The organism is Serpens gallinarum, from assembly GCF_014836765.1.
Lineage (GTDB): Bacteria > Pseudomonadota > Gammaproteobacteria > Pseudomonadales > Pseudomonadaceae > Serpens > Serpens gallinarum.
This window is the reverse complement of record NZ_JACSQG010000003.1, coordinates 169,268-185,903: the sequence shown is the minus strand read 5'-3', so window position 1 is coordinate 185,903 and position 16,636 is coordinate 169,268. Positions and strand designations below refer to the sequence as shown.

Here is a 16,636-nt window from a genome sequence, read left to right as displayed (position 1 = left end):
TTTCCCCTCTCAAGGGCGGCGGGCTATAAAGGTGTCGCGCCAGGCTTTTGTCGTGGCTTTCTCGGTTCCTTGACCACGGCGGCTTTTTCTTCGGGCGAACTGGGCGGCACCATGGTGGCTTGTGGTTTGCCGGCCCGTCGGGAACTCGACTTGGGCTTGCCGGCGGGCACGCTTTCGGTCTGGACCAACTTGCTGGCCATGGCCCAGTGGCGGTCTTCCTGGCCCGCGGGTTTACCTTCCGATTCCCAGATCTGATAGGCGAGTTCTCGAATGCGCTGTTCATCACTCATGACGCAGTCTCCAGGGCATGCAGCAGATTGAGGGAAAAGTCGGCGAGTATGTGTTGCACGGCAAGACAGCCTTGCTGTGGCATGAGCCGGGCGGGCGTGAGCAGGCTGACCAGTTCCGTGGCCGCCAGCTCTGCGGGCAGATGGATCTGCGTGTCACCCCAGCGCAGCGGATCGATATGGGGAACCTGCCGGTCGCCGAGCAGCCCGGCAGCATGCAGCGGCACCACGACAATCACCCAGGTGTTCCGCCAGACACGTGCGAAGGCCATGACCTGGTCGGCCTGGCCGCCGCTGATCCGCAAAGGCTGGTAAGCGCCGTGGCGAAACAGCGCGTCATGGGCCTGGCGAAAACGCAATACCTCTTGGATCAGGCGCTGCTTGATGCGCCCGTCGCGCCAGGCCTGCACCAGCACGGGAAGATCTTCCGCAGCGGAAAGCGCCGCCTGGCGGGCGGCAAAGTCCACCGCCTGGCGATTGTCCGGGTCCACCAGGCTGAAGTCCCAGAACTCGCAACCCTGATACAGATCAGGCACGCCGGGCGTGGTCAGGCGCAGCAGGCATTGCGCCAGGCCGTTCAGGGCACCGGCCGGCGCCAGGCTGTTTGCTGCGGCGGCGATTTCACGTCGCAACGGCACGCCAGCGGCGTCAGTCAGCAGGCGGGTGAGGAACTCGCGACAGGCCCCTTCATAGGCCTGATTGGGAGCGCTCCAGCTGCTGTGCAGCTTGGCTTCGCGCAAGGCTTTTTCCTGCCAGCCCAGCAGCCGTTGCAGATAGGCCTGCAGCGCCGCTGTATCGTCTTCATCCAGCTGCAGCGGCCAACTACCCAGCAGGGTTTGGTAGAGCATCAGCTCATCGGAGGGCACCGGCGCAATCAGCGCCTCGGTTTGGGTGCGCAGGGGTTCGGCCAGTTGCAGCCAATGGCGGGCACGCTCGGTGTACCATTCGGCACGCTCACTGATCACCGCCAAGCGCGCGCGGTTATCCTCGCCGCGCTTGTGATCGTGGGTGGCGGTGGCCAGCAGATTGGCTGGAAAGCGTTCCGCACGCTCGGCGCAGGCGGCATTGAAAGCCGACAGCGGGACGCTGAAATTTTCTGGGTCGAAGCCTACGTCATTGCGCGACAGCAACACCGCCGAACGATAGCAGGCGGTGTCTTCCACGGCCTTGGCGGCGGCCGGCGCGGTGAGTTGCTGAAAGCGAGTGAGCACCTTACGCCGCCCTTTGCGTGCCGCACCGGGTGGCTGCCCGCGCAACGGCTGACCTCCCAGCCAGCGGTCCAGGTGTTCCAGCAAGGGCCAGTCGGTTTCCGGCAGATCCTGCCGTGCGCCGTCCAGGGCCTGCTGAAAGAACTGTTGATCGTCGCCCAAGCGGCCGCACACGCCGACATAGGTGCGATAGACGGTGAAGTGCATGATCAGCGCCAGCAAGGCCCGGCGGATCGCACCGAGCGTCAGGTCGCGAGTGGCGATATCCTGACGGGCCACCTGATGCAGCCCCTGGGCCACGGTTTCCAAATCGCCGGCCAGGGTGGTGCTGAGCATCAATTGCCGCGCCTCGATGACTTCCTCAAGGAATGGCGCCGATCTGCCGCTGACGTCTTGCCAGAACGCCGTCAGCAGCTGCTCGCCATGGGCATCGTGTTGCAGGAGCGACACCTGGTTCATGAACTCGTAGCCGGTGGTGCCGTCGACGCCCCAGTCTTCGCGCAGCCGTTCGCCGGCACCGAGGATTTTCTCCACATAGATAGGCAGGTGTCGGTCGGGGCACAATCGGTCGATGCGCCGGCGCAGCCGCCGGCAATAGGCGCGAGGATTGGCCAGGCCGTCGACGTGGTCGATGCGCAAACCATCGAGCAAACCCCGCTCGACCAGCTCGAACACCTTGGCGTGAATGGCCTCGAACACTTCAGTGCGCTCCGTTCGCAAGCCGCCCAACTCATTGATGTCGAAAAAGCGCCGCCAGTTGATGTCATCAGCTGCGGTGCGCCAACTGGCCAGCCGATAATGCTGGGCTTCGAGCAGGGCATGCAGGCGTTCGAAGCCCCGTTCCGCGTCCGGGCGAAAACTCTTCATGGCGTTCTGCAGGCTGGCCAGCGCCTGTTCATTTTCCAGGGTGTCGGCCAGTTGCGCCTGTAAGGCCTTGGCTTTGTGCCGCGCCTGGCTGCGCTTGGACAACGCCTCGAAATGTGAGGCAAGGGCGCCTAGCGCCGGGTGGTCGCAGCGCCGCAATACCCGCGCGTAGGAGGCGGGCAGCAGGGGGAAGCGGTGATCAAAATGACTGACGTAGAGCTGGCCGGTCTCGGCCTGCAAGTTCAGGACGATTTCACCAGCGGCGAGCACTTCGCCGTAATCACTGCGCAGAAAGGGCACCAGCAGCTGGCCACGCAGCAAAGGGTCGTGGGAGCGCCACTGAATGTCGAAAAACTTCGCATAAGGGCTGGCTTCGCCCCATTCCAGCACGTCCAGCCACCAAGGATTGCCGGCACCGCCCACCGCCATGTGGTTGGAAACGATATCCAGAATCAGGCCCATGCCGCGCTGGTGAAGCGCCTCCACCAGGCGAACCAGTGCCGCTTCGCCGCCCAATTCAGGATTGATGCGGGTCGGGTCGAGCACGTCATAACCATGCACGGAGCCGGGGCGCGCGGTGAACAACGGTGAGGCATACAGGTGGCTGATCCCTAACTCGGCAAAATAATCCACCAGGGGCAAGGCGTCGTCGAGGGTGAAACCACGGTGAAACTGCAAACGGGCGGTGGCGCGCACTTCAGTCATGGCGGGGGGTGTCCGTGCCAAGTTCATCCATATCCGCGTCCTCCTGTTCCTGGCGGATGCGCTCAAGCAGCTGCAAGCGGGCGCTGGCCTTGGGCCGCTGGAGCAAATCGCTTACGTCCCAGGGCCAGCGGCGACGCCAGTTGGGGTGACGGTCGCCTGGGCCCGGCAAGTTGGGTTGTTCTTCGCTGGCCAGCACATCTTCCAGCGGCAGCAATACCAGCGGCGCAGGCGTGCGGCCGAGCAGCTGAATACAGGCGTCCAGTTGCGCGTCGGGGCGTTCGACGCCCTCGTCCAGCAGGCCACGCTGGCGCAACAGATCGCCCAGGGCTTGTTTCTCCGTTTTGCGTTGCTGCAGGTCGAGGCGGGCGCGTTCGGCGTCGATTTGTCCGTTGTCCTGGCGATGCTGGATATCCCGACCACTCAGCCAGCCGGCGATACTGGGCAGGTCATGGGTGGTGGTGGTCGCCAGGGCATCGGCGGACCAGTCTTCGGGCGGGGTGAAGCGTCCTTTCTTCTGCTCGAAATACAGCACACGCATGCCGAGCACGCCGCGCCTGGTGAGCTTTTCGCCAAGCCCCTCAGGCACCGTGCCCAGATCCTCGCCCACGACCAAGGCCTGATGACGGGTGGCTTCCAGCGCAATCAGGCGCAGCAAATCCTCACAGGGATAGCTCAGGTAGGCGCCGTTTTCGGGCGATTCGCCTTGAGGAATCACCCACAAACGCTGCAGACCCATGGCATGGTCGATGCGCAGCCCACCGGCATGGGCGAGGTTGGCACGCAACATCTCGATAAAGGCGCGGTAGCCATTCTGCTGCAGACCCTCAGGGGAGAACGCTGCGATGCCCCAGTTCTGACCTGCGCGATTGATGATGTCCGGTGGCGCACCCACGCTCAGCGAGGGCAGCAACTCGGTCTGACGCGACCAGCCCTGGCTGCCACCCGGCTCGGCGCCGACCGCCAGGTCGGCAATCAGACCGATGTGCATGCCAGCGCTTTTGGCGGCGCTGTGGGCGCGTTGCAGACAGCGGTCGATCAGCCATTGAGCGAAGGCGTGAAATTTCACGTCATCGGCATGTTCACTGGCGAACTGACTGACCGCCGGGTGTTTTGGGTCGTGGTACTGCTCGGGCCAGACACGCCAGTCGCCAGGCTGCCCCTGGCCAATCATGTGAGCATGCAGCGCTTCGAAGCGGCAATGCTGCAGCAAGGCCTCGCCGCCATGGGCGCAGAAACTGTCGAAATCCGGGCTCAGCAGATTTTCCGCGCCACTGAAGCTGGTATACAGCTGTCGTAAAACCTGCAACCGGGCCCGGCTCACGGCCGGCCAGTCGATCAGCTCAAGGGCTTCCAGGCGCTGCCATTCAGTCTCAAGGCCGCAGGCCTTGATCGCCTGGGCGGCGGCATGTTCGCCGAGAATGCAGCCTGGCGAGGCATGCAGGACATTGAAGAACAGCCGGCTAGAGGGCGAATACGGGCTGTAGTGCTCGGGGAGCGCCGTAAACATGGCATGCACCGGGCTGAGTGCCAGGGCATCGGCGCCGTGATCCGCGGCCTGGCGCACCAGGGCTTCCAGGGCCAGCGTGTCGCCCAAGCCGCCATCGCCCGCACGGCGCAGGGCATAAAGCTGTGCACCTATGCCCCACACATGCCCACGTTGGCCATCGCTCAGGCTGCGTACGCTAGGACAAGCCGGAGGCGCCACCGCCAGAGTCAGTTGCTCGTCGCCGATCATCAAGTTGTGATAACCGCAATCGTCGAGCGGCGGCAGGCAGATGTTGGCATCCAGGCGGCCTTCGATGCGCAGATCCCCTTCGATTTGCAGGCGAAACGGCGTGTTGGCCTTGAAATGATCTGCTAGAGATACAGCCTGTCCCTGATCGACAAGGATCAGCGGGCCGACGCTGCTGTTGCGGTGGCGTTCGGCCAGGGTGGCAAGGCTTTCCTCGATCTGCTCGGGACTCTGTGCCGGAAAACCCAGCGCTTCCAGTAATGCGCGTTGGGCCTCCGGGGTTACGTGCTGCAGCTTTCCGTGGGCATCCTGCCATTCCAAGTTAAAGCCTGCTGCGCAGGCCAGGTCAGCAAGACGCCTATCACTCATGGCATGGGCTCCAGGGTCGCCAGCAGGCTATGTGGGGGTAGGGTGCCGGGCTGCTCGGCGTCGATACGCAGACCAAACAACAGCTGCGCGCGCTCGCTCAGAGGCCCGGTGCTGACGTCGATGTCGGAAAAATTCAGGTCGATGCGCAGACGCACGTCATCGCCCATGCGCCAACGGGCCGAAACAGCCTGTTCGGCAAGGATTTTCACGTCAGCCGGGCGAGTACCGCGCAACCGCGGCACGATATGCCTATGCCGCAAATCCAGCAGGTCGCGGTAGAACGCCCACCAATGATGGTGCTCAGGCTGTGAGGCGCTGAGTTCTGGCTGTGAACTGACAAAGGTACTCAGTGCGTTTGGGTCGGGAATCTGCCTCTGCGCGCCGGACCCTGCAAAGGCGGTGAATTCGGCGAATTCGCTTTGGCGCCCTTCACGTACGGCACGGCCGAGTTCGTCGTGATAATCGGTGAAAAACAGGAATGGATGGGTCGAGCCCCATTCCTCGCCCATGAACAACAGCGGGATCATCGGGCTGAGCAGCATCAGCGCCACGGCTACCTTAAGGGCGTCCTGATCGGCCAGTGTTACCAGGCGGTCGCCGAAAGCACGGTTGCCGACTTGATCGTGATTCTGCATAAACAGCACGAAGGCGTAGGGCGGCAGCTTCCAGCTCGGTTCGCCGCGTGCCCGGCCGCGGCGGTCGGTTTCGCCCTGAAAGACGAAGCCTTCGCTCAGCACGCGAGCCAGTTTGGCGGTGCGCTCTTCGCAGAAATCCGCGTAATAGCCTTCACGCTCATCGGTCAGCAGGCTGTGCAGCACGTTGTGGCCGTCATCATTCCACTGCGCGGTAAAGCCTTGCTCCAGCAAGCGCACCTGGTTGTCCTCGTTTTCCAGTACCAGGTGAATCTGACGTTCGACACCCACGGCCACGCGCGCCCGATTGGCCAGTTCAACCAGGAATTCCTTGTCGAGAATCGCGTGTACGGCATCCAGGCGCAGGCCATCCACCCGGTAATCCAGCAACCACATCAGGGCGTTTCCGCAGAAGAAATCCCGCACCTGAGCGCGGCGAAAATCGATGGCGGCGCCCCAAGGAGTCTGAATATCGTTGCGAAAGAAGGGGCTGGCGTACTGGTGCAGGTAATTGCCCTGCGGGCCGAAGTGGTTGTAGACCACATCGATGAACACCATCAGCCCCAATTCATGGGCGGTGTCGATCAGATGCTTGAGTTGTTCGGGCGTGCCGTAGGTGGATTCCGGCGCGAACGGCAGTACACCGTCGTACCCCCAGTTGCGCTGGCCGGGGAACTCGCCGATCGGCATCAATTCGATGGCCGTCACCCCCAGTTGTTGCAGCTGCGGCAAGTGCGCTTCGACGCCCGCATAGCCACCGAGCAGGCCGACATGCAGCTCGTAGAACACGCATTCGTGCCAAGGCCGGCCTTGCCAGTCGGGAACGTTCCAGCGATAGGCCTGGTGGTCAACCACCAGGCTCCAACCCTCGACATCTTCCAACTGTGCCCGCGAGGCTGGATCGGCCACCGGAAGGTGGCGGTCGATCCAGTAGCGGTAAGCGGTGCCTGCGGAACATTGCAGGTGCGTGACAAACCAACCTTCGGCCTGTGCCTGCAAACCGTGTCGTTCGCCATCTCCCAGTTCAAGCTCTACATCAGCGGCGTCCGGCGCCCACAAGGCAAAGCGGGTCATGCCATCGCCTTGCATTACCGCACCGTGTAGCAAGGAACCATGCATTCATCGGCCCCTCACGCGAACGGCGGCCTGCTCCTGAAGCAGCCGCTTGTAGAGGCGATCGTAAGGCTCTACCGATTGCGCCCAGAATTGCGGCGCTGCCATGGCCTGGCAGCGCATGGCGTTGAGCAATTGGGGGTGTTTGAAGACATTCAGCGCACGCTGCACCGCCTCAAAGTAGCTTTCGGCATCGCCATGCTGGAACAGGAAACCGGTAACGCCATCCTCAATGCTATCGGCCAGCCCGCCGGTGCGGCGGGCAATCGGCAGCGAGGCGAAGCGCTGAGCGTACATCTGACTCAGCCCACAGGGCTCATAGCGCGAGGGCATGAGCAGGAAATCGCTGCCAGCAAACATGCGCCGCGCATCGGTTTCGTTGAAGCCAATGTGTACACCGATGTGCCCAGGGTGCCGCACGGCCAGCGCAAGCAATTCAGCCTCCAGTGCTGGCTCACCCTGGCCGAGAATGGCCAGGCGACCGCCACCGGCCACAATGCTGTCGGCGATTTTCAGCGTCATATCCAGGCCTTTTTGATGCACCAGGCGCGAAACGACGATGAATAGCGGTCCTTCGCAAGGCTGCAGGCCAAACATCTCGTCCACATGGCGGGCATTGCGCCGTTTCAGCTCCCATTCATGGATCTGAAAACCTTGCAGCAAGTGCGGGTCGGTTTTCGGCTGCCAGCTCTCGTCAATGCCGTTGGTGATGCCGCTGAGCTGGCCTTGTTCTTCCTTACGTTTGAGCAAGCCCTGCAAGCCGCAACCAAAAGCCTCGGTGGTAATTTCCCGTGCGTAAGTCTGACTCACGGTAGTGATGTGGCTGGCATAGACGATGCCGGCCTTGAGAAACGACAGCTTGCCGTAGAACTCCATGCTGTCCGGTGAGTGCGCTTCGGCAGGCAGGGCGAGTTCCGGTCCGCAGGCCGGGTCGCACAAGCCCTGGTAAGCCAGGTTATGAATGGTGAAGACACTCGGCGTGCGCAGTCTTTTCCAGGCTATATAGGCTGGAGCCAATGCGGCCGGCCAGTCGTTGGCATGTACGAGTTCGGGCTGCCAACTGAGGCAGCCGGCGGCGATTTCCGCGGCGGCAAGGCCCAGACGGGCAAAGCGAATGTGGTTGTCGTCCCAATCCCGGCCATGGTTATCGCCGTAGGGCTTGCCGTCGCGCTCATAAAGCTCCGGGCACAGCAGGACGTAAATGATCAGACCGTCATCCAGGTCCATACGCCCGATACGGCAGGGCGGCAAGGCGGCCTGGCCTGGCAGTTGGGCAATGATGCGGATGACATTGCCGCTTTCGAGTACTTGCCGATAACCGGGTATCAGTACCCGGATATCGTGCTGGGCGCGCAGGGCCCTGGGCAGCGCAGCGGACACATCGCCCAGCCCACCCACTTTGACCAGTTCAGCGAATTCCGAGGTGACGAACAGGATTTTCTTCGTATCGGTGTGCAGACTTTCAACGCTGAGCCTGGGAGGGCTCAGCAGCGTGGCGGCCTTCTCAGATTCAACAAGACGAGCGGTTGCAACAGCGTTTCCCATCTTCTTTCCCCCAACAAACCAAGCGTATGACGGCGCGCTTCCAGGCGTGACATCGCAATGAGGAGTCTCCCCATCCTCAGTCCTGACTGGCCAGTCGTTGAGAAAGTTTCGCTGCCCTCCCCAACGGTAGTGGCGCCTGTCGGGTGAACTTGCCAGGCCTGCTGGGCATCCATAGCCCATGCCACCCAATCACCGGGAGATCTCGTATGCGCAGCCTTGAGAACGTGGTCGAGTTTCTGCAGAGAAATCAGCTGATGCTGACCACGGCCGAATCCTGCACCGCAGGCCTGATGACCGCGATGCTGGCGGATATCGCTGGCTGCGGTCGGGTACTGGAAAGCGGTTACGTGGTGTATTCCGTGACGGCTAAACGCGCCTGCCTGGGGGTCAGTCTGGAGACGATCAAGACCTTTGGCTTGACCAGCGAAGAAGTCGCCCGGGAAATGGCCGCGGGTGCCTTGCGTATCAGTAGCGCAACCATTGCGCTGGCCAACACCGGCCTGGCTGAAGCCGATGATGAGTCGATGGACGGCGTCGTGTGTTTTGCGTGCGCCATGGGTCTGGAGGAAAACATCAAAGTGGTCAGTGAGACCGTCAAGTTCGACGCCCCGCGCAATGAGGTGCGCAAGGCTGCGGCGCGCCATGGGCTACAGCATTTGCCGGCGTATTTTCAGCGCCTGCAGAATGCCGGCCGTGGACCGCAGGATGATTTAGGGGTCATTCCTTAGGGGTCTTCCTTGATGCGCAGGTTTTTCACCGAATGCGCTCGTTGCTCATCCAGGGAGTTGTAATAGGTGTTTTGCGTAGTGCTCAGGCTGTTGTGACGCAGGTCGGCCTGGAGATCCTTCATGTCGCGGCGCGGCGCATCGAAGGTGGCCGAGGTATGCCGCAGCCAGTGCAGCGAAGCTGAACGCAGGTGATCGACTTCATCGTTACTCCATCCTTCGGCAAGCATGCGTTCCAGCGACCGGTCGAACACCTCCTGCAGTAACAGCCTCAGATGCCGGTCAGAAAGCCCGCCGCGGCCTTTGAGGGTGGTCAGTAGCGGGTGGGTTTCATGGGGCGAGGGCAGGGCAGGCAGCCCCAGGTGGCGTCGATAACGGGGCAGGTAATTCTGGATATAATCATCGCGCACGCTGATTTTGGCCGCTTTATTGCCTTTACCGACCACATTGAACCACCAGTTGCCTTGCGTATCCTTGCGAAAATCACCCATGGTTGGCTCCCAGTTGTCCCGGCCCACCAGGTCGGACACGCGCAGATACATGGCAAACAGCGTCGTAAGGATGAACAGGGTGCGCTCGTAGGTTTCATCCTCATCGGCCATTTTTTCCGCCGTTTCGATCACGTAGCTCCATTGCAAGGGCGTGAGCGAGCGTCCGGCGACATCCAGAGTATTGCGTTGTTTGTACACCGATTTCTGCTTGACTGCGCGGAACGGGTTGACCTCGGTGAGGCCCTCATCAATGGCGTGCTGGAAGAAGCTACCGCACACGGCAAACACCTGAGCCACGGATCCTTGGGACATTTTATAGGGGCGTTCGGCGAGATCCTGGGCGGCTGTGCCATCCAGGGTCCGATTCCGTTTGGGCACAGTGACACTAAACGGGCGCCAGGCTTCGTTGACTTGATAGGTGTCCGATTCCAGCTTCTTGCGACCGCCAATGCGCACAAAACGTGACTTGACCATGGGGCCGACCCAGTCCTTGGGAGGCCGCAGGCAGAATTCCATGAATGCTTCGGCATCGCGCCGGCGCAGTTCCAGCAAGGGCTTGTTGGCCACCAACAGTGCCCATAACAGCAAGCGCTCGACATGGGTCCGGTAAGAAGTAAACGTCGTCTCGTTGCCTGCATACGACTTCAAAAAACCGCGAACGGCCTGGTAACCCTCGAACGCCAGCAGCTCGGGCGCAAAGCGGCCCAGATAGTCACGCACAATGGGCAGCTCTTCGGTGAACTGTTGAAAGTTCAGCTCCAGGAAGCGGTGGTAGGTTTCGAACAAGGGAAACGGGACTTTGGGCATGGGGCGTTTTTCTGGCAGTGGCTGGCTTTGGATCACGCACCGCATGGTACGACAAAACACGCAATATGCAATATCCGGGTCTGGTGATTATCGGATATTACATATGCACTCTTTAGCAACAGTCGCTCTTAACAAACGCCTCTTCTGACGGCTGTCGTTCCTGTAAGCGCGCTTTTCATGTACTACGGCTCCGCGTTTCGCACTGCACGCATCTTTGACCGTAGCTGCGCGCCGCCAGCACCACCGCCGGCGGCGTCCTCGCAGGAACATTACGCTTCGCTCATGCCCGCGGCTGGTTCCGCCGCCGCGCCGGTTCGAACCTTTTCCTCGATACGCCGGCCCACATCAGGATCGATGTGCTTCCAGTAGTCCAAGGCGCGTTCGAGCACTGGGCTGCGTACGCCTCCCAGCAGACTGCCCGACACCGTTTCCACGAGGCGGTCCCGTTGCGCAGCGTCAAATACCTCACGCACCAATGCGCCCGGTTGTGAAAAGTCATCGTCTTCGGCGCGTAACGTATAGGCGTCACGCACCATTCCACCATCAGTCTCCCAGCCGTTGTCGACCTGTCCCGTTTCATCGGCCCAGGATCGTCCGGCCGAATTCGGCGCGTACACGGGTTGGTTGCCGCTGTGTGCGTAGGTCATCTGCCCATCGAACATATAAGTATTTACGGCAACCTTTGGCTGGTTGACCGGAAGCTGGTGGAAATTGGTGCCAATGCGGTTGCGTTGCGCATCGTTATAAGCGAAAGCACGGCCCAGCAGCATCTTGTCAGGTGATAGGCCAATACCCGGAACCAGGTTGCCGGGCGAGAATGCAGCCTGCTCAATCTGGGCAAAAAAGTTGTCGGGATTGCGGTTAAGCGTCATGACGCCGACATCAATCAGCGGGTAATCGCTGTGTGGCCAGATTTTGGTGAGATCGAAGGGATTGATGCGGTAACTCTTCGCATCCTCGTATGGCATGATCTGGACCCGCAGGTTCCAGCTGGGAAAATCGCCCTGGGCAATGGCTTCGAACAGGTCACGGCGATGATAGTCGGCATCCCGACCGGCCATCTCCATGGCTCCGGCATTGGTGAAGAACTCCATGCCCTGCCGCGTATGGAAGTGATATTTGACCCAGAACCGCTCGCCGGCCTGGTTTACCCACATGAACGTATGCGAGCCATAGCCGTTCATGTGCCGCCAGGTGCGGGGTAGCCCGCGATCCCCCATCAGATAGGTGACCTGATGGGCGCTTTCCGGGTTGAGGGTCCAGAAATCCCACTGCATGTGGTTGTCGCGCAGGCCTGAGTTCGGTAGCCGTTTCTGACTGCGAATGAAGTGAGGGAACTTCATCGGGTCACGCACAAAGAAAATAGGCGTGTTGTTTCCCACCAGGTCGTAGTTACCTTCATTGGTGTAAAACTTCAGTGAAAAGCCACGCACGTCACGCCAGGTGTCAGGGCTTCCGGCCTCCCCCGCTACGGTCGAAAAACGAGCAAGCATTTCGGTCTTGCTGCCCGGCTGGAAAAGCGTGGCCTTGGTATAGGCACTGATGTCACCTGTGGTCTCGAAGACGCCGAACGCACCGGCGCCCTTGGCGTGGGGCTGGCGCTCGGGCACTTTTTCTCGATTGAAGTGGGCCATCTGCTCAAGGAAATGTACATCGTGAAGCAGGATGGGACCGTCGGGATTAACGGTTAGAGAATGGCGGTCACTTGGGGCCGGGGCGCCCGCGCCGGTTGTTGAACGTGAGCCTTCATATTTCTGTTGACCCATCTCAGATTCTCCTGAGTAGTCCAGAGGGATTGGCCAGCGAAGCGCAATCACAAAAAAGCATCGCGTGCCCTGATTACCCATGCATCAGAGTCATCATCTTAGACCCAACAGTCGCGATCTCGGCAAACCACCCTAACAGCATTCATTCACTGCTACCGTTGATCGGCTGAAACGCAATCAAGCCGTTTCGTTGCGGTCTGCTAAGTGCCTCCTTCCTTCTGCATTGCTGGATGGCATGGTTTTGAGTCGGGTGCGGCTTCGCCAGCGAAGCTCGACTTACCCGACCGGCTTGGGCCGAAAACCGCCGTAAGCAGCAGTTCCCGTTTTTACCACCCCGTTCTCAGGGATCAACGAGCAACCTTGGGGCGGTAGCGTGCCCGGCGGCACGCAGTCAGTTTCAACGACCTGCAAGGACGAGCCGACAGGACCCAAGCAATGGATATGCTTATGAAAAAAATCAGGTTCCCATTCGTGTTAATGATGCCTGTGCTGCCTTTGACAGCCTGGTCCCTAGAGCCACAGCCAATCAACGTATTGGGCTTTCAGTTTCTGCCCACGCTCAGTCTGGCTGAAACCTACGACGACAATTTTCGCGAACTGGCTTCTGACGAAGCATCCTCGTGGATCACCCGCATAGCCCCGGGTTTTCAGTTGATCGCCGAAGATCGCAACAGCGCTCATCGCCTGATTTACGCCGGTGTTCGCAACAGTTACGAGGATGCCGATGAGGCCAGTCATACCAATCACCTGGCCCGGCTCGACAGCATCATGGAATTCACCGATCGCCACCGTCTGGACCTGGAAGCGACCTACCGCAAGGCTGAAGAAACCACCTCCACAGCGGCACGAACCGAGAACGACAAATTTCACAGTCGCTCGCTGCACGGCCTCTATGCCTTTGGCGCACAAAGCGCACGCAATCGCTTGAAGTTTGGCGCGAGCTACTCAGAGTTGCGCTACGACAATCGCGGCCTGCTCAACGCCGACAAGGAACGGGACACCACGGGTCTGAGCACCGCCTGGTTTCACCGCCTTGGTGGCAATACCCGCACACAGGTTGAGGTCCGCCACACCGATTACGACTACAAGCTCGCCAACAATCCGCGCAACAGCACCAACACCGCCATCCTGGTTGGCGCCACGTGGGAGGCTACGGCCAAAACCACCGGCAAGGTGCTTGTCGGTTATGAGCAGAAGGAATTCGACGACGATCGACGGGACGAGCTGAAAAGCCCGATGTGGGAAGTGGGTATCGATTGGGAGCCGCGCAGTTATTCAACCTTCAGCTTGAAAGCCCGGCGGGCCTTCGACGAAGGCGACGACGGCTCCGATGCCATCCAGGCCAGCAGCGCCTCTCTCGCCTGGCGACACCAATGGATTGAGCGCGTGACCACCAATCTCTCGCTGGGCTTGGCCGAGTATGTATACGAAGGCCAGGACCGCAACGACGATCTGCTCAGCGCCGGCCTGGAACTGATTTACAGCCCGCGACGCTGGCTCGATGTATCGCTGGGATACCGCTATCGCGATAACGATTCCACCGTTCCGGACGAACGCTACCAGCGCAACATCTACAGAATCAGCGTTGCTGGCAGCCTTTGAGCCCCTCTTGCGGAGCCTCTCATGCTCATGATCAGCCGAATTCTACTCACTCTCCTGATGGCCCTGGTGCCGGTACACACGGGCCTTGCGGATGGCGACGCGCAATATCGGCTGGCTTCGGGTGACGTGGTACGCATCAGCGTTTACGGCGAGGCGGACCTGAGCTTCGACCAGGTCCGCCTCAACGATGCGGGCACCTTTTCGTATCCCTTTATCGGTCAGGTCAAGGCGCGTGGGCTAACTCCCAACCAGATCGAGCAGCTGATCACCGACAAGCTCAAGGAGGGCTATCTGGTCGAACCCAGGGTAACGGTCAGCGTGATCACCTACCGGGAGTTCTACATCAGTGGCGAGGTACAAAAACCCGGCGGTTATCCCTACCAGCCGGGCCTGACGCTTGATCGCGCGATCGCGCTAGCCGGCGGCCTGACGGAACGGGCTTCGCTCAAGCGCGTGACCATCGTACGTGGCCAGGGCGAAACCCGAATCGCCGAGAAAGCCACCATCGACACCGCCATCCTTCCCGGCGACACCATCACCATCGCGCAGGGCTTCTTTTGATGAACAGTGTTCAAGGTTTCAGCGAGGACCATCGTGGCCTGGCACGCATTGCCAATGAAGACGATGACGTCATCGATGTGATGAAGATCTGGAATGTGCTGTGGCAGGCGAAGCTGTATATCGCGGCCCTGGTCGTCATCGTCTGCCTGGTGACGGCCGCAGTGCTCGTCAACCTCACGCCCCTCTACAAGGCCACCGCCACGCTGCTGATCGAAAAAAAGACGCCCCAGGTCCTGACGTTTCAGCAGCTTTATGATCCTTCCGCCAGTACCAGCGAGTACCTGCAGACTCAACTGGCGCTGTTGAAGTCCAGGGCCTTGGCCGAACGTGTCGTCAAGGGCTTGAACCTGACCACCCACCCACTGTTCGATCCAAGGCAGCAGCCCGCCCCGCTCGTCGATGTACGGGGCTGGTGGCGCAACCTGCGCGCCGACATCGATGAGCCTGTTGTGGCACCGGACGAAGCCGCCATTGCAAAAAGCGTTACGCACCGTGTGATGCAGAGCATGAGCGTGCAAGTGCTGGACAAGAGCCAGTTGCTGGCCGTGCATATCGAAATCCCCGACCCTGTTCTGGCCGCCGAGATGGCCAATGCGTTTGCCGAAGGATTTATCGCCAGCCAGTTGGATGCCTACATGAGCCAATCATTGTCTTCGGCTGACTGGATGAATTCCCGCCTTACCGAGTTGCGCGACACGCTGCGCAGCGCCGAAAGCCGCTTGCAGGCTTACCGGGAAAGCGAAGGCCTGGTGGACGTGGACGGTGTGGCCACGATTAGTGCGGATGTGCTGTCCATGACCGGCAACCGCATGATCGACGCACGCCGGCAGCGCGCCGAAGCGGAGAGCCAGTATCGCCAGGTGCAGGCCATGAGCGCCGGCGGACTGCAGCGCCTGGCCAGCGTGCCGGCGGTGTTGGGCCATCCCCTGATTCAGCAGTTCAAGGCCGAAGAAGCCAAGGCCCGCGCCAAGGTGGAGGAGCTGTCGCGCCGCTACGGCGACAAGCACCCGAACATGATCTCCGCCCGCACGGAGCTGGCTGCGGCGACTGCCAGCCTGCATGCCCAGGTGCAGCAAGTCGTGGCCGGCATCGAACGCAACTATCAATTGGCCCAGGCCAACGAGGACTCACTGTCGCAGTCGTTTACCGACAACAAGGAGCAGATCCAGGAAATTTCCCGCAAGGAATTCCGCTTGCGCGAGCTGCAACGCGAGGTCGACAGCAACCGCGTGCTCTACGAGACCTTCATGACGCGCCTGAAGGAAACCGCCGCCACTTCGGACATCAATGCCGCCAATGCGCGCGTGGTTGACCGGGCCCTTCCTCCCGGCATTCCGAGCAAGCCGAACAAACCCCTGATTCTGCTGATCGCGGCCGTGGCCGCTACAGCAACCGGCATCGTCCTGACCTTCGTGCGCGAGGGCCTCAACAACACGTTCCGCAGAACCGAGGAAATCGAGACCAAGCTCAACATTCCGGTGCTCAGCATCATACCCCTGGTGCCGAAAAAGACCCGCCACCAGCTTTCTCACATGTTCGAACGTAACGAGGACAGACGCTTTTGCGAGGCCATCCGCAACATGCGCACCGGGCTGGTGCTGGCTGATCCCGATACTCCGCGGCAGATCATCCTGGTCACCTCGTCCGTGCCGAACGAAGGCAAGAGCACCGTGGCCAACAACCTCGCCTTTGCCGTCGCGCATATCGAACGTGTCCTGCTGATCGAGGCCGACCTGCGCAGCCCGACCCTGGCGCGCAACTTTGATTTCCCGGTTGGCGCCCCAGGCCTGGCGGATCTGATCGCCGGCACCGCCAGGTTCGAGAATTGCATTCGTACCATTGGCAAAGTCAGCATGCTGCCTGCCGGGACGATTCCGACCAATCCCCAGGAACTGCTCTCCTCGCCGCGACTGGTGAAAATCCTGCGCACCCTGCAAAACCGCTATCAGCGGATCATCATCGACTCTCCGCCGACCCAGGTGGTCAGCGACTCGATGCTGCTGGCCACCCTGTCCAGTGCTGTGCTCTACGTCATTCGAGCCGAGAGCACGCCCGTCTCGCTGGTTATGAAAGGCGTTACGCAGTTACAGGACAAGGCGCCCATCGTGGGTGCCGTACTGAATCAGATCGACCTGAACAAGGCGCGCAAGTACGGCTACTACTACGAAAACTATGGCTATTTGGCTGCAGCGGAAAAAATCACTCATCAACCCTCGCGGATTTGATATT

At 60.8% G+C, this 16,636-nt stretch carries 11 protein-coding genes; 4 read left to right on the top strand and 7 right to left on the bottom strand.

Annotated elements, in window-relative coordinates; translation table 11 throughout:
* Window positions 1–23: 23 nt before the first annotated feature.
* The 5 genes from H9642_RS08390 to glgA are packed head-to-tail and all read right to left on the bottom strand — an operon-like array spanning window position 24 to window position 8,455.
* A complete protein-coding gene (locus tag H9642_RS08390; RefSeq protein ID WP_251835977.1) occupies window positions 24–290 on the bottom strand; it encodes a DUF2934 domain-containing protein in 267 nt (88 codons plus the stop codon).
* Entirely contained in the window at window positions 287–3,064 is a 2,778-nt protein-coding gene (locus H9642_RS08385) for a malto-oligosyltrehalose synthase (protein WP_251835976.1), read from the bottom strand. Before H9642_RS08385 ends, H9642_RS08390 begins: the two co-directional genes overlap by 4 nt.
* A complete protein-coding gene (malQ, locus tag H9642_RS08380; protein WP_251835975.1) occupies window positions 3,057–5,165 on the bottom strand; it encodes a 4-alpha-glucanotransferase in 2,109 nt (702 codons plus the stop codon). The genes H9642_RS08385 and malQ overlap by 8 nt, the downstream gene beginning before the upstream one ends.
* Window positions 5,162–6,916, bottom strand: coding sequence for a malto-oligosyltrehalose trehalohydrolase (gene treZ / locus H9642_RS08375; protein WP_251835974.1), 1,755 nt, complete (start codon window positions 6,914–6,916; stop codon window positions 5,162–5,164). Before treZ ends, malQ begins: the two co-directional genes overlap by 4 nt.
* Window positions 6,917–8,455, bottom strand: coding sequence for a glycogen synthase GlgA (gene glgA, locus H9642_RS08370; protein WP_251835973.1), 1,539 nt, complete (start codon window positions 8,453–8,455; stop codon window positions 6,917–6,919).
* A gap of 206 nt (window positions 8,456–8,661) precedes the next feature.
* Here glgA and H9642_RS08365 point away from each other — a divergent pair, with 206 nt between their 5' ends.
* Window positions 8,662–9,183, top strand: coding sequence for a CinA family protein (locus H9642_RS08365; protein ID WP_251835972.1), 522 nt, complete (start codon window positions 8,662–8,664; stop codon window positions 9,181–9,183).
* Here the strand turns inward: H9642_RS08365 and H9642_RS08360 are convergent.
* Both H9642_RS08360 and H9642_RS08355 read right to left on the bottom strand, forming a co-directional pair.
* Complete coding sequence (locus H9642_RS08360) at window positions 9,180–10,478, bottom strand: tyrosine-type recombinase/integrase (RefSeq protein WP_251835971.1); 1,299 nt, start codon at window positions 10,476–10,478, stop codon at window positions 9,180–9,182. The genes H9642_RS08365 and H9642_RS08360 overlap by 4 nt on opposite strands.
* A 269-nt stretch (window positions 10,479–10,747) precedes the next feature.
* Window positions 10,748–12,244 (bottom strand): catalase, encoded by a 1,497-nt coding sequence (locus H9642_RS08355; protein WP_251835970.1) that lies wholly within the window; start codon window positions 12,242–12,244, stop codon window positions 10,748–10,750.
* Between the two features lie 447 nt (window positions 12,245–12,691).
* Between H9642_RS08355 and H9642_RS08350 the strand changes: the two genes are divergently transcribed.
* From H9642_RS08350 to H9642_RS08340, 3 genes are read left to right on the top strand one after another with little or no spacing between them, the layout of a single operon-like run.
* The gene (locus tag H9642_RS08350) at window positions 12,692–13,846 is read left to right on the top strand and encodes an outer membrane beta-barrel protein (protein ID WP_251835969.1); all 1,155 of its coding nucleotides are present in this window, start codon (window positions 12,692–12,694) and stop codon (window positions 13,844–13,846) included.
* Window positions 13,847–13,873: 27 nt separating this feature from the next.
* Window positions 13,874–14,407 (top strand): polysaccharide biosynthesis/export family protein, encoded by a 534-nt coding sequence (locus H9642_RS08345; protein ID WP_251836159.1) that lies wholly within the window; start codon window positions 13,874–13,876, stop codon window positions 14,405–14,407.
* Complete coding sequence (locus H9642_RS08340; RefSeq protein WP_251835968.1) at window positions 14,407–16,632, top strand: GumC family protein; 2,226 nt, start codon at window positions 14,407–14,409, stop codon at window positions 16,630–16,632. Before H9642_RS08345 ends, H9642_RS08340 begins: the two co-directional genes overlap by 1 nt.
* Window positions 16,633–16,636 lie beyond the last annotated feature (4 nt).